Origin of the sequence: Desulfoluna butyratoxydans (assembly GCF_900699765.1) — a bacterium.
GTDB lineage: Bacteria > Desulfobacterota > Desulfobacteria > Desulfobacterales > Desulfolunaceae > Desulfoluna > Desulfoluna butyratoxydans.
In genome coordinates, this window is the sequence record NZ_CAADHO010000003.1 from 177,667 (window position 1) to 196,771 (window position 19,105).

Genomic DNA, 19,105 nt, shown 5'->3' on the forward strand with positions numbered 1-19,105 from the left:
GGCGGCCCTGCAGGGAGCCAAACGTTTAAAAACGTTTGGCAAACAGGTCTTAAGAAATTTTTTTCAGACTCCGCAGAAGGCGAGCGGATTTGTTACGCGTTCTTCTCCATAAAAAAAGGCGCCCTGACCATGGTCGGGGCGCCTTTTCATTTTCTTGCGGGTGGGGTTATTTCAAGAAGGCGAAATGGTCTCCGGGGCTCAATCCCTGGATGGAGTCGGTGACCAGGATGGTGGCGGTCTCCTCCTGGGCGTCCAGGACAATAAATTTGCCGATATTGACGGGAACTCGAAGGCCCTTGTCACTCAGGGCGTCGGTGGGCTTTTTGGTCTCGTAGTAGAACACCGTGTAGACTTGGCCCTTGGCGATGCCGTCGGCGGTGCCCCGGTTGATAAATCCGACCATGTCCTCGCCAAAGGTGGTTTCTCCCTCTTCGGCAGTGATGATCTCCCCTTCCATGGATTCAAGGCCGTCCAGAATGGGAATGTTCCGGGAGCGCTTCTTGTAGGGCATGATCATGTCGTTGAGCTTGATGGATCGGTAGGAGTCGGTGATGCGGCCAATGAAGAAGCCGCCGCGTTCGCCGGTGATCTCCACCACCCCGCTCAGGTAGTGCTGGGTGCCGATCTCCTTGCGGACACGATTGAGCTTTTTCCGGTCCACGTCCAGGAACCGCGCCGTGATCTGCCTGGGGGTGAGGGTGCGGTAGGTGACGTAGCGCGCGCCGATGACCAGGGGCGTTTCCTCGCTGGCCTTGATGTAGATGGTGTCGCCTTCCCCCAGCATCAGCTGGTCGGTGCCCTTGAGCTTAAAGACCGACCCGTGGGGGGTGATAGGCTCCCGTCGCATGAAGCCGGCCCGTTCGATTTTTGAGTAGTAATATGTGCGGGGCTCGGTTTCTTTTGCCGTCTCTGCAGATTCCACGGGTTCGGCATCTTCAATGGCCGCGTCCATGGCTTTATCGGCGGTGCCCAGTTTGTCCAGGTCACTGCGATGGACGAGTTTGATTTTCTGGCCGGGGTAGATCAGGTGGGGGTTGGTCAGCTGGCCGTTTTTGCTCCAGAGGTCGGGCCAGGTGTACGGGTTATCACTGAACTTTTGGGAGAGTCCCCAGAGGGTGTCCCCTTTTTTGACCGTGTAATACACCCCTGTTTCCGAGGAAACCTGCGTGGTGGTGTCGGCCAGGCCCGATACCCCGGAGGAGAAAATGAAAATCAGTGAGAGTAGGGCGGCGTATCGGAGTTTTGCCTTGATATCCATAATCGCTCCGGTATGATGATTGAGGTAAGTTGATATAGACCGTATCCGGTCTGAAATAAGGCCCCTGCGTCACTCTTTACTGTCCGGGTTTTTCATCCGCGTGTCAACACAAAATAGTGGAAAGTGCTCACGTATTTTTGGCCCTGGCGGAGCCTGAAATATAAGGTGAACCCAAGGGGTGGGCGCCATCTGGTGCCTCTTTTTTCCATGGGGGGTTGAGATGGCGGAACAACCCCTGTATAGGGTGGCAACGGCTGCCGCCCGGATTGTCTTGTGCGGGGCCGCAGGGGGTACATACTGCTGATATATCCTGTATTGTCCTGATTTGTCAATGTATTCAAAAGTGGGTCCCCGACGGTGGGAGTAAATGCCGACAAGTTGCCGGGGAGCGGGCCGCAAAGGAAGGGGAGCGTTTTATGGAACGGATTGCAGATTTTTTGTTTGAAGCGGGGATGTTGAAGCGGATTCCTCGCTCCGGGTACCACTTTCTCGGAGGGGGCAAAGAGAGCATTGCCGAGCACTCCTTTATGATCACCACCATCGCCTTTGCTCTGTCCCGCATGGATGAGGCCGTGGATGCCGGTAAATTGCTGGCCATGTGTCTGCTCCATGACCTTCCCGAAGCCCGCACCGGGGACCTGAACTATGTCCAGAAGAAATACTGCTCTGCCGATGAGGCCCGTGCCGTGGCTGATCAGGCCCGGGGCCTTCCCTTTGGCGGCGAGTATGCCGACCTGGTGGCCGAGTTCAATGCCGCTGAGACCCGTGAGGCCAAGCTTGCCAAGGATGCGGATCAGCTTGCCTTTGTCCTGGACCTGCGGCAGCTCATGGACACCGGCCATACCGGTGCGGATAAGTGGCTGGCCGTGGTTCTGGAGCGCCTGGAGACCGACGCGGGACGAAGGCTGGCAGAGGCCATTGTGTCCAGGGCCTGGGACGACTGGTGGCTGACGGGCTACACCGAATAAAGCCCGTCCGCGCCTTGGGCCCCGGTCGGTGGGCGTCCCGAAGGAGGGCCGCTGGCCGTGCTGTTTCGGCTTATCCCGGGTGGGACGGGAAGAGAAAAGACGAAAATGGCTTTAACTTCGGGGCCGGTTTGGCCGATCAAGAGGAATGCATTCGGTATCAGGACGGATGGCCACGCGAGGCGTGACGGACAAAAAGAAGGGGGAGGCGTGCCCGGTGTGTGTGTTCGGGCCAAAGGGCGGAAGGCATGGAAAAAATGGATACGGCGAAAATTTTGTATGTGGACGATGACCAGGATCTGATCCAGATCTACACCCGGTTTCTGGAAGGGGAGAACTACAGCCTGAAAACCGCAGGCGATGCGGAGGAGGGGCTGGAGATCGCTTTGGATTTCATGCCGGACCTCATCATCAGCGATGTGGCCATGCCCGGCATGGACGGCCTGGAGTTCTGTCGCCGGGTGCGGGCATCCGAGACCCTTGGAGACGTGATCTTCATGCTGGTCTCCGGCATTGACGTGGAACCCACGGACGTGGTGGCGGGCCTGGGGGCCGGAGCCGACGAGTACCTGGTCAAACCCTTTTCCCGCGATGAACTCGTGGCCCGCATCGGGACCCTCCTGCGGATAAAAGGGCTAAAGGAGAAGGCCGAAAAAGCCGATACTTTTTTAAAAGACGAACTCCGGAACCGCGACACCCTGGAGGCCAGGCTGGCAGAGCTCAAGGAGGAGCTCGCCGGTGAACGGGAGGCCCTGTCCGGGGCCCTCAAACAGGTGGCTTCACTTGTGGGAGAGCGGCAAAAAGCCGTGGAGCGGGCCGACACCATGGAAGCCAGGGCTGCAAAGACCCTGGAAACCTGTGTGGGGCTGCTGGCATCGGTTTTGGATGCGCGGCCTGCATTTAAAAAGGGGCACGGCGCGGATGTGACCCGCCTGGCGCTGGCCATGGCCGATGAGCTCGGTCTCGACGGCGACAAGCGCCGCGAGCTGGAACGGGCCGCACGGCTCCATGAACTGGGGCTGCTCTTTGTGTCGGAGGAACTTGCCGGAAAGAACCCCCTGGACCACACCGAGTCGGAAGCAGATTTTCTCTCCCGGCACCCCGAGCGTGCCGGCAAGATCCTGGCCGGTGTGGAAGGGCTGGAAGAGACGGCCCGCATTGTCCGCCACCTCTTCGAATACCTCGACGGGAGCGGGACCCCCGGTGGCCTGAGAAAAGAGGCCATTCCCTTTGCATCGCGGATCATTGCTGTTGCAGATGCCTGGGAGACCCTGGCGGCGTGGCCCGAGGGCGGCAGCGAAAGAGATCGTCTGAACAGGCTGGAAGAAGAAGCAGGGACGCGATTCGACCCCAAGGTTGTGCACAGTCTGCGCAAGTGTCTGGGACGAAAGCCTGAAACGGAAATCGGTGGTCGTGTGGAGATGAGTGTGTTTGATGTGAAGCCCGGAATGGTGCTCGCATCCGCCATCTATACAGCCAAGGGAGCCATGCTCCTGCCCGAAGGTACGGTCCTTACGGATGAGTACATCAGGCAGATCGCACGCTACAACCGGATCGAGTCCCTGGAAGAGACTGTATTTATAAAGGGATAGGTTGGGTTGATATGGATCTGGCTTCATTGATAGGTGTGATTTCCGGGGTTGGCTTTACCGCCGCGTGTATTCTTCTTGGCAGCAGCCTGATGCTGTTCTGGAACCTGCCGTCGGTCATGATTGTCGTGGGAGGGACCATTGCCTCCTCCCTCATTGCCTACCCCCTCAAAGAGTTCCTTGGCGTGTTCAAGACCGTGGCCAAGGTGTTCATGTTTAAGATCGAAAAACCCGAAGACCTGGTCAAGACCCTGGTGGAGATCTCCAACAAGGCAAGAAAGGGCGGCCTTCTCTCCATTGAGGCGGACATCAACAACACCGAAGACCCCTACCTCAAAAGTGCCCTTCAGATGACCGTGGACGGGGTGAAGACCTCGGACATCGCCGCGGTGATGCAAAAAAGGATGGAGCTTACCCACCGGGAGCACAAGGTGGGTTACTCGGTCCTGGCCTCCATGGGAGCCTATGCACCTGCTTTCGGCATGGTGGGCACCCTCATCGGCCTGGTGCAGATGCTGGCCAACCTCGACGACCCCTCCTCCATCGGACCCAAAATGGCGGTGGCCATGATCACAACCTTTTACGGCGCCCTGATGGCCAACCTGTTTTTCATTCCCATGTCGGACAAGCTGAAGCTTCGCAGCGAAGAGGAGATCATGAACATGACCCTGCTCTACGAGGGTGTGGTCTCCATCCGCGAAGGAGAACACCCCAGGCTCATGGAAGACAAGCTCAACGTCTACCTGACGGCAGGGGGCGGAAAAGCCGCCAAAGAGGAGTAGACCATGGCTGAAGAGAACGGCACCGGCGCAGGCGAGGAGGAGGCGGCCCCGGCCCTCAACCCTCCGGCCCCCATCGGGGGCGATGACGAAGAGGGGGGCGGCGCCCCCGAATGGATGTGTACCTTCTCCGATCTGGTCACCCTGCTCATGTGTTTTTTTGTGTTGCTGTTTGCCATGAGCACCATCCAGGAAGAGACCTTCAAGGAGCTTGTCCAGTCCCTGAAATCCGCCCTTGGTGTGCAGCAGGTCCCTGAGACCGGCACCCGTGAGGGGCTGAGGATGGATCCGGGCACCGACACCACCGATCCCCAGGCCCATGCCGTGGATGAGTTGGGCGGAATGGTCCAGAAGGAGATGGAGGAGATCGTCAGCGATGTGCGTGAGCTGATCATGTTCAACAAGCTTGGCGGTCAGGTTCGGGTGGAGGAGACCGAAGACGGTGCGGTGATCACCATCGCCGACATGGTCATCTTCGGGCCCGGCGAGGCTCACCTCTCCGAGGACGGGCGCATCGTCATGGAGAAGGTGGCCATGGTGCTGGCCCAGTTCCATTACCCGGTCACCGTGTCGGGTCACACCGATGCCCTGCCCATGGCCAGGCGCAACGACGACTCCAACTGGGAACTTTCCACCCGCCGCGCCACAAGCGTGGTGCGTTTTCTCATCTCCATGGGCATCGACCCTTCCCAGCTCAAGGCCCAGGGCTTTGCCCACTACCGACCCGTGGCCGACAACCGGACCCCTGAAGGCCGCGCCAAAAACCGCCGGGTGGAAATTACCTACGAGCGTACCTACATCGCCCGCGCCCTGAGCGGGGGCCTTTACAGATAGCCCCTTTTTGCTGGTTTCTGAATGCGTTCACCCTGTCCCTGGCCATGATTGCGGTTGAACTCTCAATTTCTATCAGATAGAATACGAAGTTTTTAAAATATCGCCGGGACGACGGCGCGTCAGGGGAAAGGTGTTCCCGGACCGACGGTCGGCCCTGTTTTTGACGTTTTTTTGTGGTGACGGATATGAAATTGAGATTGGATGAGCTTGCCGAGGCCATGGACCTGCCGCGGGATACCCTGGAGCGCTGGATTCGACAGGGAAGCATCCCTGTAAAGAAAAGCGGGGCAGAGTGCTCTTTCAGCTTTGCGACCCTTAAAAGCTGGGCCGGAAAGCACAACACCACCTTTGTGCTCAAGGAGCCGTCTTCTCCTTCGGGCGATACCCGGGAGGCAGTGACCCTCTCTGATGCCCTGGAGCGCGGCGGGGTGGTGTTCGGCCTTGATGGCGACGACGTCCCCTCGGTTCTCAGGAACATGACCGCCTCGGTACGGGGGTTCGGTGAGGGGGAGCGGGACGCTCTTTTTCATCTCCTTGACGAGCGGGAGCGCCTGGCCTCCACCGGCGTGGGGCGCGGAGTGGCCCTGCCCCACCCGAGGACACCCATGGACGCCTGCAGGGTTCCGTCCATCACCACCTTTTTCCTGAAGCATCCCGTGGATTTTGAAGCCGTGGACGACCTGCCGGTGCGCGTGCTCTTCCTGATCCTGAGTCCCGATGTGGGGACCCACCTGCAGCTGCTGTCCAAAATATCCTTTTGTGTGCGTGAGCCCGCGTTTTTGCGATTCCTGGAGAGTGTGCCCTCTGAGGCGGCCCTTCTGGAAAAAGTGGCGGAGTTCGAGACCAGGCTCTAAGGGGCTTTAAAGGAGCCCGAGGTTCCAGTAAAAAAGGGGGATGGGGTCCCCTTTACAACGGGGGTGGAATCTGTTAGTCCGGCGGTGTCGGTTCGGTACCGACAGTGCTTTAGAATCCAGCCGGGAGAACCCCTGGCCCGGAGACCCTGCGGACGGGTTGGAACCCGATGCCGCAGTGTGTCCGAACCAGGCGTTTTTCAAGGCTTTTTTGCGTCGTGACACCGGGGCGCTTTTCTTGTTTATCGTCGGGAACCCGTTTCCGAACTTTTTTGGGGATCTTTTAAATGCTGAAAAGGCTGTGTAGACTTCCGTCGAAATTACCGCGTATTCAGTCGGATGATCGGTTGATTTTGATGGTGGCCGGCGTGATGGTGGGGATTGCAAGCGGACTGGCGGCCCTGGCCCTGAACCGGAGCCTTGAGGCGATGATGGAGTTTGTGCATCACCTGAAGGACTACCCCTGGGCCTTTGTGCTGCCCGGGATCGGTGCGGCCGTCTCTGCCATCTACCTTGATTACATAATGAAGGAGGGGGCCGGCCACGGGGTGCCGGAGGTGATCTATGCCGTCTCCCGCTACGGGGGGCTTTTAAGGCTGCGTTCCAGCGTGTCCCGCCTTATTTCCAGCTGCCTGACCATCGGCAGTGGGGGCTCGGCAGGCCCTGAGGCCCCGGTGGTGATGAGCGGGGCGGCCATCGGCTCCAATATCGCCAAGCTGTTTAACCTGAACGACCGACAGCGCGTCACCCTGGTGGGGTGCGGGGCGGCCGGTGCCATCTCTTCCATCTTCAACGCCCCCATCGCCGGCCTGGTTTTTGTGCTGGAGGTGGTGCTGGGTGAGTGGTCCACGGTGAATATTGTGCCCATCGCCATTGCCGCGGTGGCAGGCACCGAAGTGAGCCGCTTTTTTAACGGCAACCAGATTGCCTTCAGCCACACCGGCTTTGATATCGGTGTCGCCGACACGGTGGCTGCAGCCGGGCTGGGTCTGGCCACGGCCCTGTTTTCCATCCTTCTCACCCGGGCCCTGCGGTCCATGCACGGGGTTTCCTCCCAGGTCAAGCTCCCCAAATGGGGGCGGGCGGCCGTGGGCGGGTGTCTGGTGGGGCTTCTGGGGCTGGTCTTCCCCGATGTGCAGGGGGAGGGGTACCACGCCATCCGTGAGATGATCGTGGGGGCCTACAACGGAGCCTTTCAGCTGGCGGCCATTGCCATTTTTGCCAAGATCCTGGCCACCTCCCTGACCCTGGGGTGGGGAGGCTCCGGCGGGATTTTTGCTCCCTCCCTTGTGGTGGGCAGCTTTACCGGACTGGCCTTTTACCGGGGCGTGACCCTTCTCTGGCCATCCATTCCCCTGGTGGGGGAGGGCTGCTTCGCCCTCCTGGGCATGGCCGGGCTCATCAGCGGGATCCTTCAGGCTCCCCTCACCGGCATTTTTCTTATTGTGCAGATCACCGGGGGGTACGAGGTGATCCTGCCCCTCATTGTGGTTTCTGCCGTTTCCACCACCATCACCCATTATTTTGAGCCGGCCTCCTTTTATATGAAGGACCTGGTGGACAGGGGCCAGCTTCTGCGTCCCGGCACCGACGCCCGGGTGCTTAACGACCTTTCCCTGGGTGAACTCATCGAAAAGGATTGCCTTGCCGTGACACCCCACATGACCTTAAGGGAGTTTGTGGAGGTGGTCAAACGGTCCACCCGCAACCACTTTCCCGTGGAAGACCCGGACAGCGGTGATTTCCTGGGCATGGTGGATCTCGACAGGGTGCGGCCCTACCTCTTTGACACCATCATGTACGATGCTGTGGTGGTGGAGCAGATCATGGACCGGAAGGTGGCCACCGTGGCCTACGGGGATGAGCTGGCAGAGGTCCTGTACACCATGGATACCCAGGGGCTCTTCACCATTCCCCTGGTGGTAAACCGGCGGTTCGTGGGGATGATCTCCAAGGCCACCCTCCTTGACAAATACCGAAAAGAGCTGATGGTGCAAACCACCGACAACGCCTGATACGGGTAGGAGACCGACATGGATACTCAACTTTTTCACATTTTCCGGAACACGCCCACCGGGCGGGAGACCTTTCTTCAGTCACTCTACTTCTGTCGCCTCATGGGGGCGTCGCCTGTGGTGTACGTGCCCAAGCACACCAAGTTTCTGATGTACTTCGAGCGGGACGTGGTTCAGGTGGACCTGGACAGCTCCTATCTCACAGCCCCGGAGACAGCCGAAAAGCATGCCCGGGAGCTGGCCGAGCAGGAGGGGCTGGAGCCCGGTGTGTTCAAGGCCAAGAATTTTACGGCCTCCACTTTGCCGGACATTCCCGTGGATTTTGATTTCATGTGCTGTCCGCGCAGCATCAGCGACCTGACCAGCAAGATCGGGCTGGGGTTCATCGGCTCGCGGGTGAGGCGCATCATCCGGTCGGCTTTTTTTCCTGTTCTCATCACCAGCCCCTCCTTTCGTCAGTGGAACAGCATCACGGTTTTCTTTGGCGGCTCCAAAAACGCGGTCAGCGCCCTTCGCTTGGGGGCCCGCATTGCCCGTAAGACCGGCATGAAGCTCAGGCTCTTCACCCAGGTGGAGGGGGGCAAAACCCGGGACGATTACGAGAAGGTGATTGTGGAGAGCGGTCTTGGTGAGGATATGTCCGCCTATGTGGACGACTGGCTCCTGTTTTTCGGCGGCAGGTTCGAAGAGAACCTCTTTGAGGTGCCCCATGACAGCCTCCTGGTCCTGGGGGCCTACGGTCACGGACTGATCCGTGATCTGCTCTTCGGAAGCAAGATGGAGACCATTCAGTCGGTGATGCCCAACAACCTCATGGTGGCGGGACCCAACTACGTGGACAGGGGCGCGTGATTGGATGACGCGTTATCCCGGGGCGTTGTGGAAGAGCCCCGGATGAGGGGGCGGCAGACCCGGCGAAGCCTTTTTCGGGGACCCCTGAAAAGTGTGAGAAAACCCCTTGACAAAGGAATGGGGATGACGTAAATCTTCTCTCGCTTTTGGGGCAGTGTTCAACAACACGCTGCTCGATGAGCGCGGCGTTTCTCACCGGCCTGGTCGGTAAGAGCAAGCGCCAGACATAAGGGTAATATGCGGAGAGGTGACCGAGTGGCTGAAGGTGCACGCCTGGAAAGCGTGTGTGCTGTAACAGGTACCGAGAGTTCGAATCTCTCCCTCTCCGCCACTACCCCTTGTGCCTGAATCAAAGGGCCGCCAACAGTGAACAGGTTTTCACCACTTCCTTGCCAGCAACGGACGTGGGGCGCCTGTTTTTTTCGTTTTGGCCCTTTGCCTTGCCCGCGGCGGCAACGGGATGCACGGGGCGCTTGCAGTGCCCATCGTTTTATGGTTTCATCCCTGGTAGTGACCCCATACGTGTTGTGGGGCTTTTAAGGCGGCACCAGGCCGCGGCTGATTTGATGACACGCCGGCACCTTGCCCGCGTTCCGGTTCGGAACCGGTCTTCGGCCGGCAGGGAGAACCGGTCACCATGTCCTATCTTGTCCTTGCCCGAAAATACAGACCCCAGCTTTTTGACGATGTGGTGGGGCAGTCCCACGTCACCACCACGCTGACCCATGCCATTTCCGCCGAGCGTGTGGCCCACGCCATTCTCTTTTCCGGCCCCCGGGGCACGGGAAAAACCTCGGTGGCGCGCATCCTGGCCAAGGCCATGAACTGCTCCGGCAGGCGGGAGACCGGTTCTCCTCACCCCTGCAACTCCTGCCGTTCCTGTCGGGAGATCACCCAGGGCAGCTCCGCCGACGTCTTCGAGATCGACGGCGCCTCCAACAACAGCGTGGAGCAGGTGCGGGAGCTGCGCAGCAACGTCAGCTACATGCCCGTCTACAGCCCCTTCAAGATCTACATCATCGACGAAGTGCACATGCTGAGCACGGCGGCCTTTAACGCCCTGCTCAAGACCCTGGAAGAGCCCCCTCCCCATGTCCTGTTCATGTTCGCCACCACCGAGGTGCACAAGATCCCGGTGACCATTCTGTCACGCTGTCAGCGCCACGACATGCGGCGCGTGTCACACCGTGACCTCAAGGCTCACCTTCAAAAGCTCAGCTCCCTGGAGAACGTTTCCGTTCCCGACGAGAGCCTGGATCTTATCACCGTGGAGGCGGGGGGCTCTGTGAGGGACTCCCTCAGCATCCTCGACCAGGTCATTGGCAGCGCCGTGGACGGCGCCGTGACCCATGAGTCGGTACTGACCACCCTGGGGGCCGTGGAGACCAGTGACGTCATGGCCCTGACCGAGGCCCTGATCCGGCGGGACGGCGGGGCCGTTCTCTCGGCCGTGAACCGGTTTTATATCCAGGGAAACGACCTGCGACGCCTCTTTTCCAGTCTCACCCAGACCTTAAGGAATCTTCTGGTGCTGGAGGTGGCCGGGCCTGAGGTGCTGGACCTTCCCGACGGAGAGATGGCCGCCATGGGGGCCATGGCCCAGTCTTCCACCCGTGGGTTTCTCACCAAGGCCCTGGAGGTGCTCCTGGCCGAAGAGTCGGCCGTGCGTTATGCCGCCGCCCCCAAGATGGCCCTGGAGCTGGCCCTGATCAAAATTCTCCAGGTGCCCGATGCCCTTTCCATCGACACCCTGATCCGAAAGATCGACACCCTGCAGAAAAACGGTGGCGGTCCCCCTGCGCCTTCGGGACCGTCCGGTCCTTCCGGGGGCGGGGTCTCCGAAACACGGACTGCCTATGCTCCGGCGCCCCCTGCAGCCCCTTCGGCCGAGTCGGCGCCCGTCACCCCCGAACCAGCCGCTCCGGTCCCTAACCAGCCGCCTTTGAGCGGCTCGGCTCCGGCGATGCCCCAGCAGGCGTGCCGGAACGTGGCCCCGCAGGCACCACAGCCGGAGCCGCAGCATGTTCCGCAGCGGGCACCGCAGCAAGACGTGCCACAGCAAGCCCCGGAGCAGTCACCGCCGAAGGTGCCGGAGCACGTACCGCCGCAGGCATCGCAGCAAGCGCCACAGCAGGCACCTCAGCACGCGCCCCAGCAGCCGCCCTCCCCGGCGTCTGATCATGGGGCTGCACCCGCGCCGTCCGTGGCCCCGGGACCCTCTCCAGCCTGGAACCCCTCGGATTCCCCGGAAAAGGCCTGGGGGGCATTTCTTGATGACTTGCGGAAAAATCGGCCTTCGCTGGCCCCGCTCCTGGCCAAAAGCGCCTTGAAAAAAGTGGCGGGAAAGAGTATTGAGATCGAAATCACCGCCAACCGTTTTGCCGTGGGGCGACTCAAAAACGGCAAGAAAAAAGAGTTGGAAGATGAGATCCGGGCCTGGTTCGGCCCGGAGATGGACGTGACTTTACACACCATCATTGCCGGAGAAGAGACCCATTCCGGGGGGCGCCACGGGAACGACCGTATCGTGACCGAGGCAAAGGAGCACCCCGTGATTCACGAAGCCATTCGGGTCTTCGGGGGCAAGGTGGATGTCAACATCATTAAGGAGGAAGACCATGAAAGGCATGGGTAACATGATGAAGCAGGCCCAGAAGATGCAGGCCAAGATGATGAAGCTTCAAAACGAGATGGACCAGTTCACCGCAGAGGGCACCGCCGGAGGCGGCGTGGTCAAGGCCGTGGCCAACGGCAAACAGAAAGTGCTCTCCGTCACCATCGACCCGGAAGTGGTGGATCCCGAAGATGTTGAGATCCTCCAGGACATGGTGGCCGCAGCCGTCAACGATGCCCTGACCAAGGTGGGGGCCATCGTCAACGAAAAGATGAGCAAGGTAACCGGCGGGATGAACATCCCCGGCCTGATGTAGTTTTTTACCCTGCTTTGTTGTCCCGGGCTGCCGGAGGGCTTCCTCCGGCACGCTGTTTTCGGGCCGTGCGTTTTGCTTTGCACCCATTCCCAGGTCCAGCATGAATCATTATCCAGCCTCGTTGAAGCAGCTTATCGACAATCTCGCCCGTTTGCCGGGGATCGGCCGTAAAAGTGCCGAACGACTGGCCCTTCACATCCTGAAGGCACCGCACCGCGAAGCAGACCTCCTGGCCGGGAGCATCGCCGAGGTCAAGCGCCGGGTGAGGCTCTGCCGCCGCTGTTTTGCCCTTGCCGAGTCCGATCACTGTCCCATCTGCGCCAACACGGGGCGCGACCAGTCCCGTATCTGTGTGGTGGAGAAGCCCGCCGATATGGCGGCCATCGAGACCTCCGGCGGGTATGCGGGGACCTACCACATCCTTCAGGGGGCCCTGTCTCCCATGGACGACATCGGCCCGGACGACCTGCGTATCGCAGAGCTCCTCAACCGGGTCAAGGCCGAAGGCACCGTGGAGGTGATCCTGGCCACAGGGACCAATGTGGAAGGGGAGGCCACCGCCGCATACATCGCGGAGCAGCTGCACCACCTGTCGGTGCGGGTAACGCGCATTGCCTCCGGGGTGCCCATGGGCGGGGATTTGAAATATGTGGATCAGGTGACCCTGAAACGGGCCATGGAGACGCGACATGACACATAGTAGCACCACAAGCGAAGATATTTTCGAGTGCACCCAGTGCGGCGAATGCTGCACAGGCTTCGGGGGCACTTACATGACGGAGGAGGACGTGCAGCGCATCGCCGCCTTCATCGGCATGACCCCCGAGGAGTTCGTGGCCACCCGCTGCCAGATCGTGGACGGCATGCCGGTCATCGCCTCGGGCCAGGACGGACGCTGCGTTTTTTTCAAGGACAACTGCACCATCCATGCGGTCAAGCCCCGCATGTGCAGGGCCTGGCCCTTTATCGACGCCGTGGCCCGGGTGCCCTCCAACTGGGATCTCATGGCCGATGCCTGTCCGGGGATCCGCAAAGGGTTTCCCCACGAGGTGATTCGTCGTATTGTCTGCGGAGAGCAGGAAAAGCTCAACGAGGCAAGGCACGAGGTGGGGTCAATCTCGCCACACCTCAGGGGGCAGAAGGCGTAAGGGCTCTTCGGCCGCTTTGGCGGCGGCAATGATGCCGCGGCGCTCAAGCTCTTCAAGGGCCGCATCAAGCCCCGGGCCATCCCCGGTCCAGAGGCGCGTCACTTCAGGACGGGTCAGGGGAAGCTCCTGGTCGGCCAGGCCGGCAAGGAGCAGGTAGCACGAGACGGTCTCCGTGGGGAGGCCGAGGGTAAATATTTTCTGGTCCATGTGCATGGGACCTCCTTGTGGAAAAACGTGTGCATGACCGGAAGCGGGGACCCCTTCGGGGGCCTCACTTCGCTGACACTGCGGAGTATACCAAACGGTGTCCAATTCACAACCTTTGCGGGGCCATGGCCGACATCGGTGGACCCTTCAGCATGAAACACAGGCGTTTTAACTATTATGATTGGTATTTTTGACTCGGGCATCGGTGGGCTAACCACCTGTCGTGCCCTGAAAGAACTCCTGCCCGGTCACGAGATGATCTACTTTGGCGATACCGCCCGCACCCCTTACGGCAGCAAGAGCCGGGAGACCGTTGTGCGGTACAGCCTTGAAAACACCCGCTTTCTTATTGAAATGGGTGCGGAGATGATCGTGGTGGGGTGCAACACCGCCTCCAGCGTGGCCCCTGCGGCCATCCGGGAAGCCTATGACGTGCCTGTGTTTGAAGTGGTAACTCCGGCTGTGGAGCAGGCCCTTGCCGCCTCGAAAAAGGGGCAGATCGGGGTCATCGGGACCCGCGGGACCATCACCAGCAAGGTGTATGAGACCCGTATCAAGGAGATGCGGCCCGACGCGTCGGTGCACTCCAATCCCTGTCCCCTGCTTGTTCCCCTCGTGGAGGAGGGGTGGTTCGATCGCCCTGAAACCCGAAGGATCGTCAAGAGCTACATCCACCCCTTGCGGGTCCGTCAGATCGACACGCTGATCCTCGGGTGCACCCACTACCCCATGCTGGAGCCCATCATCAAGCAGAAGGCGGGGAAACGGGTGACCATTATCAACTCCGGTGCGGCCGTGGCCCGTCAGGTGAAAGCCTTTGTGGATGCTCACCCGGAGTGGCGGGACAAGGGCGGCAGCCGTCGCGGATGTGATCGGTTTTACGTCTCCGATTATACCCCTCAGTTCCGCTCCATCGCCGAATCCATCCTCAACCAGAAGGTGGAACTCCAGCTGGTACAGCAGTAAGCCTCCCGTCTTTCCGGTTTCGATTAAAGATTGATCAAAAATCGGATTGATATTATAAATAAATACGGCGTCTTCTTCGGGCGCCGTCTTTGTCCGGGCCGTTGACTTAGGGGGGGGCATGCCTCCCAAGCCGCCCGGGTCCTTGTCCGGCTGATTCGCCTCTTTTCCCAGTACGCTTTACGTTCCCGCCGCGCCTGCCCCTATGCCGGATGCGTTGCCCTTTCTTCTTCCGTGACATCCACGCCAGTGCATCATGCATTTCCCACCCGCAACACCGTGTGAGGAGGCCTTTATGACCGTACGCAAGATTTTTATCGCCGGGGCAGGCAATGTCGGCTCAGCCGCCGCAGCTTTCATGGCCACAAAACAACTGGGGAATATCTACCTGTACGATATCCTGGAAGACTTTGCCGTGGGACAGGCCATGGATATCAACCAGTCCCTTCCCTACTGGAGATCCGACTCCAAGGTGACGGGGTGCCGATCCTTAGGGGAGATGGAAGGGGCGGATGTGGTGGTGATCACCGCCGGTGGCAAGCGGGCCGAAGGCATGACGCGACTGGACCTTCTCTACCAGAACCTTGATATCATGTACGAGATCGGCGAGGTGGTGATGGCCCTTGCCCCGGACGCCTTTGTCCACGTTACCAGCAACCCCGTGGATGTGCTGACCTGGGCCCTGAAAGAGCGGTGGCCCAAGATGAAGGTGACGGGCCTCGGGTGCGCCCTGGATGCCATGCGGTTTCGGTTTTTCCTGGCCGAGCACCTCAACGTCTCCCGGGAGGCCGTGAACTGCACGGTTATCGGGACCCATGACGACAACATGATCCCCCTTGTAAACCGGGCCGATGTGGGGGGGACCCCGGTGAAGGAGCACCTCTCTGCCGACGATGAGGAGCGCCTTATCACCCTGGTGAAGCACGGGGGCGGGGACATCGTGAAGCGTTTGAAGACCCGCAGCGGTTTTTTTGCCGCAGCCACCAAGGTGACCCAGATCGTGGAGTCTCACCTTCACAACAAGCAGCATATCTTTCCCTTGAGCGTGATTATCAACGGTGAGTACGGCTACTCGGACATGGCCCTCTCCCTTCCTGTTTCCATCGGGGAGCGGGGAGCTCACAAGGTGTTCGAGTTTGACCTGAGCGATGAGGAGCGAGCCCAGCTGGATGTCTGCGCCGACTCCATGCGCACGGTGATTGCAGAGATCCGTGCCCGGGCTTAAGATGTGGGTGGCGTGCCGTCACAGGTAAGGCATAGAAACAGGACGGAACGCCAACCCCATGGCCCGGATACCCGACGAACCGATCCCTTTACAGGAGGTGACGGTGGTTGATTCAGGTTCTGAGGTTCCCGTCGAACGACGGATGACAGTGGACAGACGAGTGTATTCCTACGACAGACACTACCCGGAGCGTCGAAAAAGAGGCGATCGGAGAGCCGAAAACGAGTCCCTGTCGGAAGAGGCAATCCGCTCTCCGGCCGGGGCCGTCCCCCGCCCCTTGGTTCCCTGACCTGATCCATGGTGCCCGCACGGGTGGCATGGTTTCTTTCCCCCCCCCCTAATGGTGTGTGCCGGCTGTCCTTAGCCCCGCAACCACCATTGCGCTTTTTGTGCACACCCTCTCCCGCCTTTTTGTCCCCGATTTCATTTTTTCTTACCCTTGTGCATCCTGCGGCCTGGTGATGTTGAGCTGCCCGATTTTTGTCAGCAGGGTTTTGTAGCTGATTTTGAGGATTTTTGATGCGCGTGTCCTGTTCCAGTTCGTCATGTTTAAAATCTGCGAAATGGCCTCCCTCTCAACGATGTCAATGGCGCTTTGCTTTACTACCCTCAGCGAAAAATCAGCTAACTCATCAGGGGATTTGTCGGTGAGATCACGGATCTGGCCCAGGAGATTGCCCGCCATGGGCGGTGGCGAAGACCCGTTGATGCGGGGTGACTCTTCGTCCAGGATCTCGCGTAAGGTCTCTTCATCACAGCCAATGAGCAGGATCCGCTTCAGGGCGCTCAAGAGCTGCCTGGCATTGCCGGGCCAGGAGAACCGGCAGAATCGGTCGAAGATGTCCCGGCTGAGGGGGAGGATGTGCCGATCCGCGTAGGCCTCACTATAGACTCTGGTGTAGTGGCGGATCAGTTCCGGAATATCTTCTGGGCGTTCCCGTAAAGGGGGGATGTGGATACGGACCATGTTCAGGCGGTAGTAGAGGTCGGCCCGGAACTCTTTGGCCTTGATTTTCTGCCGAAGGTCGTGGTTGGTGGCGGAGATGACCCAGGTGTTTGATTTCAGGTTGCTCTCCGAGCCGAGGCGGCTGTACTCGCCGCTCTGGAGGACATGGAGGAGCTTTGCCTGGAGGTGGAAGGGCATGTCTCCGATCTCGTCGAGGAAGAGGACCCCGTCGTCGGCCAGTTCAAATTTGCCTTTCCGTGTTTTAAGGGCTCCGGTGTAGGCGCCCTGCTCGGTACCGAAGAGTTCGCTTTCAAGGAGTGTGTCCGGAATGGCGGCGCAGTTGACCTTGACGAACTCGTTTTTATTTCGCGGGGACGCTTCGTGGAGGCACCGTGCGACGACCTCTTTGCCTACGCCGGTTTCGCCTGTGATGATGACGTTGAGGGCAGCGTTTGACGCGATGCGGTTCAATGTATCACGAATTTTCTGGATGGCGGGGCTAACCCCGACGAGGATGGTACTCATGGTGTCACCCCGGGGAATGTAAAGGTTCGCATCACGTTTTGTGATATGCCAGATTGTAACTGCTTGCTTTGAAAAGATTAGGTGCGTTGGGGCGTGACGTGATTACCGACATCTCTCTTCGTCTGTGCGGTCGTTTTGTGACCGCTCCGCACCCGGCTCGAGCCCTGAGACTCAAGGCACCGATGGGGGGGCGATACGAATCGGTGTCTCTGGTCTGTCTAAAGAAGTTATTACCACGTTTATGCTGTGTCGTAATAGAACCAGAAATGTAAAATTAAGGAGTTATTAATAGATGAAAAATCATTCTATGGCAAGAGTAAAAAAGACTTTTCGCCAAGATCGCGTTGCTGTGATCCTTGACAGGTAATAACGTATTGTATTTTTTAAATCTGTTGACGCGTGTCGTTCGCGTAGGTATATAAGTTAATCTTCATGTACTCGATATTGTCTTCTACTATGACTATGTGTGGGGTTTGATGGGGGAATCGAGTAGTAATATCAATATTGATTTTGAGTTTATCGCAGGGATGGTAGTCAAGTGGTACTGGGTCCTGCTGATCCCTCTTACGATGGCCGCCCTGGCGGGAATCTATCTTATTTACAGCTCCCAGAGGTATTATGTGGCCAGCACGGTGATTCTGGTCCAACCACAGAGATTACCGCCGGATGTCGTGCGAAATATCATCGCCGAAGATATCAATACACGGGTCAGTACGCTGTCTCAGCGCATTAAGAGCCGGACAAACCTTGAAAAAATAATCGACGAATTCAACCTGTTTTCCAGTGATGGATCACAAGACATGTATATGGAAGACAAGATCGACACCCTTCGTCGTCGCATCTCATTTAAGGTAACCAACGGGCGAAATCGCAATGCGGATTCCTTTGCTGTTACCTACAAGGGCACCGACCCCGTGCGTGTGACCAAGATTACCCAGTCCCTTGCGTCCTACATCATCGATGAGAACCTGAAGCTCAGGGAGACCCAGGTGCTGGGAACCAACTCCTTTCTGGAGGATGAGCTGGAGACCATGCGCAAGAAGCTGGTCAAGACCGAGACGGAACTTAAGGAGTACCGTGAACGGTACATGGGGGGATTGCCTGAGCAGCTGAACAGCAACCTGCGCATCCTGGCTTCGCTGAGTGAGCGCCTCCCCCATGCCCGTGAAGAGGTCAGGGCCACGAAACTCCGGCTGGATGCCGTGCGCCAGAAGATCAGCAAAGGCCCCGGGCCTGCCGGAGACCCCGGCGCAGGCCCTCAGGCCGGTGAGCTGGAGCGCCTCAAAGAGGAACTGCGCGTGGGGCTGGAACGCTACACGGCCCGGCACCCGGATGTCCGTCGGCTCAAAGCGGCCATTGCCGCCCTGGAGCAGCAGCCGGCAACGCCCGATGACGCCCCGGAAGGGGACACCCCGCCGGAGGCGGCGGCAAGGCCCCGGGGCCCCTCCCTGATTGAACGCCAGAGGCAGGAGATCCTGGCCGAGCTGGCCGCCGAGGAAAAAGAGGTCAAACAGCTCAAGGCCCAGATCGGTGTGTACAAAAAGAGGGTGGAGGACACCCCTCGCCGGGAGCAGGAGCTCCTCTCCCTGCAGCGGGATTACGAGAACATCCGCAGCGCCTATCACTCCCTTCTGGGGCGTCAGCTGGAGGCCCAGATTGCCGTCAACATGGAGAAGAAACAGAAGGGCGAGCAGTTTCGCATCATCGACCCGGCGCGGGTGCCGCAAAAACCCGTGGAGCCGGACATGAAGAAAATCGTGCTCTTTGTCCTGGCGGCAGGCTTGGGGCTTGGCTGCGGGGTGGTGGGGCTCCTGGAGTTTCTCTTCCAGACCTTTCGAGGGGTCCGTGCCGTGGAGTCGGCGACGTCAGTGCCTGTGATCGCCACCATCCCGGAAGTCGCCGGCCCGGTGCGGGGCCGAACCCTCTTCTGGAAGCGCATCGTTCCCCTGTCCGGAGGTGCCATGGCGGTTTCTCTTCTGGGGGTGTTTCTCTGCCTGGCATACATCAAGGGGTGAGCC

The 19,105-nt window shown here is 59.4% G+C and carries 17 protein-coding genes and 1 tRNA gene; 15 read left to right on the forward strand and 3 right to left on the reverse strand.

Features of this window, described 5'->3' with window-relative positions; all coding sequences use genetic code 11:
- Window positions 1-166: 166 nt before the first annotated feature.
- Window positions 167-1,258, reverse strand: a complete 1,092-nt coding sequence (locus tag MSL71_RS09715; protein ID WP_180139553.1) for a LysM peptidoglycan-binding domain-containing protein — start codon at window positions 1,256-1,258, stop codon at window positions 167-169.
- Window positions 1,259-1,674: 416 nt separating this feature from the next.
- Between MSL71_RS09715 and MSL71_RS09720 the strand changes: the two genes are divergently transcribed.
- From MSL71_RS09720 to MSL71_RS09775, 12 genes are all read left to right on the forward strand, one after another.
- The gene (locus MSL71_RS09720; RefSeq protein ID WP_180139556.1) at window positions 1,675-2,226 is read left to right on the forward strand and encodes an HD domain-containing protein; all 552 of its coding nucleotides are present in this window, start codon (window positions 1,675-1,677) and stop codon (window positions 2,224-2,226) included.
- Between the two features lie 245 nt (window positions 2,227-2,471).
- Window positions 2,472-3,815, forward strand: a complete 1,344-nt coding sequence (locus MSL71_RS09725) for an HD domain-containing phosphohydrolase (protein WP_180139560.1) — start codon at window positions 2,472-2,474, stop codon at window positions 3,813-3,815.
- A gap of 11 nt (window positions 3,816-3,826) precedes the next feature.
- Complete coding sequence (locus MSL71_RS09730) at window positions 3,827-4,594, forward strand: motility protein A (protein ID WP_180139563.1); 768 nt, start codon at window positions 3,827-3,829, stop codon at window positions 4,592-4,594.
- Window positions 4,595-4,597: 3 nt separating this feature from the next.
- On the forward strand, window positions 4,598-5,425 hold the full coding sequence (locus MSL71_RS09735) for an OmpA/MotB family protein (RefSeq protein WP_180139566.1): 828 nt from the start codon (window positions 4,598-4,600) through the stop codon (window positions 5,423-5,425).
- 185 nt (window positions 5,426-5,610) lie between these two features.
- Complete coding sequence (locus MSL71_RS09740) at window positions 5,611-6,279, forward strand: PTS sugar transporter subunit IIA (protein ID WP_180139568.1); 669 nt, start codon at window positions 5,611-5,613, stop codon at window positions 6,277-6,279.
- Between the two features lie 353 nt (window positions 6,280-6,632).
- Window positions 6,633-8,291, forward strand: a complete 1,659-nt coding sequence (locus MSL71_RS09745; RefSeq protein ID WP_246317778.1) for a chloride channel protein — start codon at window positions 6,633-6,635, stop codon at window positions 8,289-8,291.
- An 18-nt stretch (window positions 8,292-8,309) separates the two neighbouring features.
- Window positions 8,310-9,143, forward strand: coding sequence for a universal stress protein (locus tag MSL71_RS09750; protein WP_180139573.1), 834 nt, complete (start codon window positions 8,310-8,312; stop codon window positions 9,141-9,143).
- Between the two features lie 241 nt (window positions 9,144-9,384).
- A tRNA-Ser gene (locus MSL71_RS09755) sits at window positions 9,385-9,474 on the forward strand.
- A 306-nt stretch (window positions 9,475-9,780) separates the two neighbouring features.
- Window positions 9,781-11,778 (forward strand): DNA polymerase III subunit gamma/tau, encoded by a 1,998-nt coding sequence (gene dnaX / locus MSL71_RS09760; protein ID WP_180139576.1) that lies wholly within the window; start codon window positions 9,781-9,783, stop codon window positions 11,776-11,778.
- Window positions 11,762-12,073, forward strand: coding sequence for a YbaB/EbfC family nucleoid-associated protein (locus MSL71_RS09765; protein WP_180139578.1), 312 nt, complete (start codon window positions 11,762-11,764; stop codon window positions 12,071-12,073). Before dnaX ends, MSL71_RS09765 begins: the two co-directional genes overlap by 17 nt.
- A gap of 100 nt (window positions 12,074-12,173) precedes the next feature.
- Window positions 12,174-12,773 (forward strand): recombination mediator RecR, encoded by a 600-nt coding sequence (recR, locus tag MSL71_RS09770; RefSeq protein WP_180139581.1) that lies wholly within the window; start codon window positions 12,174-12,176, stop codon window positions 12,771-12,773.
- The gene (locus tag MSL71_RS09775) at window positions 12,763-13,221 is read left to right on the forward strand and encodes a YkgJ family cysteine cluster protein (protein ID WP_180139584.1); all 459 of its coding nucleotides are present in this window, start codon (window positions 12,763-12,765) and stop codon (window positions 13,219-13,221) included. Before recR ends, MSL71_RS09775 begins: the two co-directional genes overlap by 11 nt.
- On the opposite strand, the gene MSL71_RS09780 is transcribed toward MSL71_RS09775, so the two are convergent.
- Complete coding sequence (locus MSL71_RS09780) at window positions 13,186-13,428, reverse strand: hypothetical protein (RefSeq protein WP_180139587.1); 243 nt, start codon at window positions 13,426-13,428, stop codon at window positions 13,186-13,188. The genes MSL71_RS09775 and MSL71_RS09780 overlap by 36 nt on opposite strands.
- A 177-nt stretch (window positions 13,429-13,605) precedes the next feature.
- Here MSL71_RS09780 and murI point away from each other — a divergent pair, with 177 nt between their 5' ends.
- Together murI and MSL71_RS09790 are read left to right on the forward strand one after the other, a co-directional pair.
- Window positions 13,606-14,394 carry a glutamate racemase gene (gene murI / locus MSL71_RS09785; protein WP_180139590.1) on the forward strand — a complete coding sequence of 263 codons (789 nt, stop codon included), beginning with the start codon at window positions 13,606-13,608 and terminating at the stop codon, window positions 14,392-14,394.
- Window positions 14,395-14,686: 292 nt separating this feature from the next.
- Entirely contained in the window at window positions 14,687-15,616 is a 930-nt protein-coding gene (locus MSL71_RS09790) for a malate dehydrogenase (RefSeq protein WP_180139593.1), read from the forward strand.
- Between the two features lie 433 nt (window positions 15,617-16,049).
- On the opposite strand, the gene MSL71_RS09795 is transcribed toward MSL71_RS09790, so the two are convergent.
- Window positions 16,050-17,087, reverse strand: coding sequence for a sigma-54 interaction domain-containing protein (locus MSL71_RS09795; RefSeq protein WP_180139596.1), 1,038 nt, complete (start codon window positions 17,085-17,087; stop codon window positions 16,050-16,052).
- Window positions 17,088-17,563: 476 nt separating this feature from the next.
- On the opposite strand from MSL71_RS09795, the gene MSL71_RS09800 reads away from it, so the two are divergent.
- Window positions 17,564-19,102, forward strand: a complete 1,539-nt coding sequence (locus tag MSL71_RS09800) for a GumC family protein (RefSeq protein WP_180139600.1) — start codon at window positions 17,564-17,566, stop codon at window positions 19,100-19,102.
- Window positions 19,103-19,105: the final 3 nt, after the last annotated feature.

What these genes read in the sequence shown, in the direction of transcription:
- MSL71_RS09715 (WP_180139553.1), bottom strand. Translation starts at nt 1,258, where the DNA reads ATGGATATCAAGGCAAAACTCCGATACGCCGCCCTACTCTCACTGATT.
- MSL71_RS09720 (WP_180139556.1), top strand. Translation starts at nt 1,675, where the DNA reads ATGGAACGGATTGCAGATTTTTTGTTTGAAGCGGGGATGTTGAAGCGG.
- MSL71_RS09725 (WP_180139560.1), top strand. Translation starts at nt 2,472, where the DNA reads ATGGAAAAAATGGATACGGCGAAAATTTTGTATGTGGACGATGACCAG.
- MSL71_RS09730 (WP_180139563.1), top strand. Translation starts at nt 3,827, where the DNA reads ATGGATCTGGCTTCATTGATAGGTGTGATTTCCGGGGTTGGCTTTACC.
- MSL71_RS09735 (WP_180139566.1), top strand. Translation starts at nt 4,598, where the DNA reads ATGGCTGAAGAGAACGGCACCGGCGCAGGCGAGGAGGAGGCGGCCCCG.
- MSL71_RS09740 (WP_180139568.1), top strand. Translation starts at nt 5,611, where the DNA reads ATGAAATTGAGATTGGATGAGCTTGCCGAGGCCATGGACCTGCCGCGG.
- MSL71_RS09745 (WP_246317778.1), top strand. Translation starts at nt 6,633, where the DNA reads ATGGTGGCCGGCGTGATGGTGGGGATTGCAAGCGGACTGGCGGCCCTG.
- MSL71_RS09750 (WP_180139573.1), top strand. Translation starts at nt 8,310, where the DNA reads ATGGATACTCAACTTTTTCACATTTTCCGGAACACGCCCACCGGGCGG.
- dnaX (WP_180139576.1), top strand. Translation starts at nt 9,781, where the DNA reads ATGTCCTATCTTGTCCTTGCCCGAAAATACAGACCCCAGCTTTTTGAC.
- MSL71_RS09765 (WP_180139578.1), top strand. Translation starts at nt 11,762, where the DNA reads ATGAAAGGCATGGGTAACATGATGAAGCAGGCCCAGAAGATGCAGGCC.
- recR (WP_180139581.1), top strand. Translation starts at nt 12,174, where the DNA reads ATGAATCATTATCCAGCCTCGTTGAAGCAGCTTATCGACAATCTCGCC.
- MSL71_RS09775 (WP_180139584.1), top strand. Translation starts at nt 12,763, where the DNA reads ATGACACATAGTAGCACCACAAGCGAAGATATTTTCGAGTGCACCCAG.
- MSL71_RS09780 (WP_180139587.1), bottom strand. Translation starts at nt 13,428, where the DNA reads ATGGACCAGAAAATATTTACCCTCGGCCTCCCCACGGAGACCGTCTCG.
- murI (WP_180139590.1), top strand. Translation starts at nt 13,606, where the DNA reads ATGATTGGTATTTTTGACTCGGGCATCGGTGGGCTAACCACCTGTCGT.
- MSL71_RS09790 (WP_180139593.1), top strand. Translation starts at nt 14,687, where the DNA reads ATGACCGTACGCAAGATTTTTATCGCCGGGGCAGGCAATGTCGGCTCA.
- MSL71_RS09795 (WP_180139596.1), bottom strand. Translation starts at nt 17,087, where the DNA reads ATGAGTACCATCCTCGTCGGGGTTAGCCCCGCCATCCAGAAAATTCGT.
- MSL71_RS09800 (WP_180139600.1), top strand. Translation starts at nt 17,564, where the DNA reads ATGGGGGAATCGAGTAGTAATATCAATATTGATTTTGAGTTTATCGCA.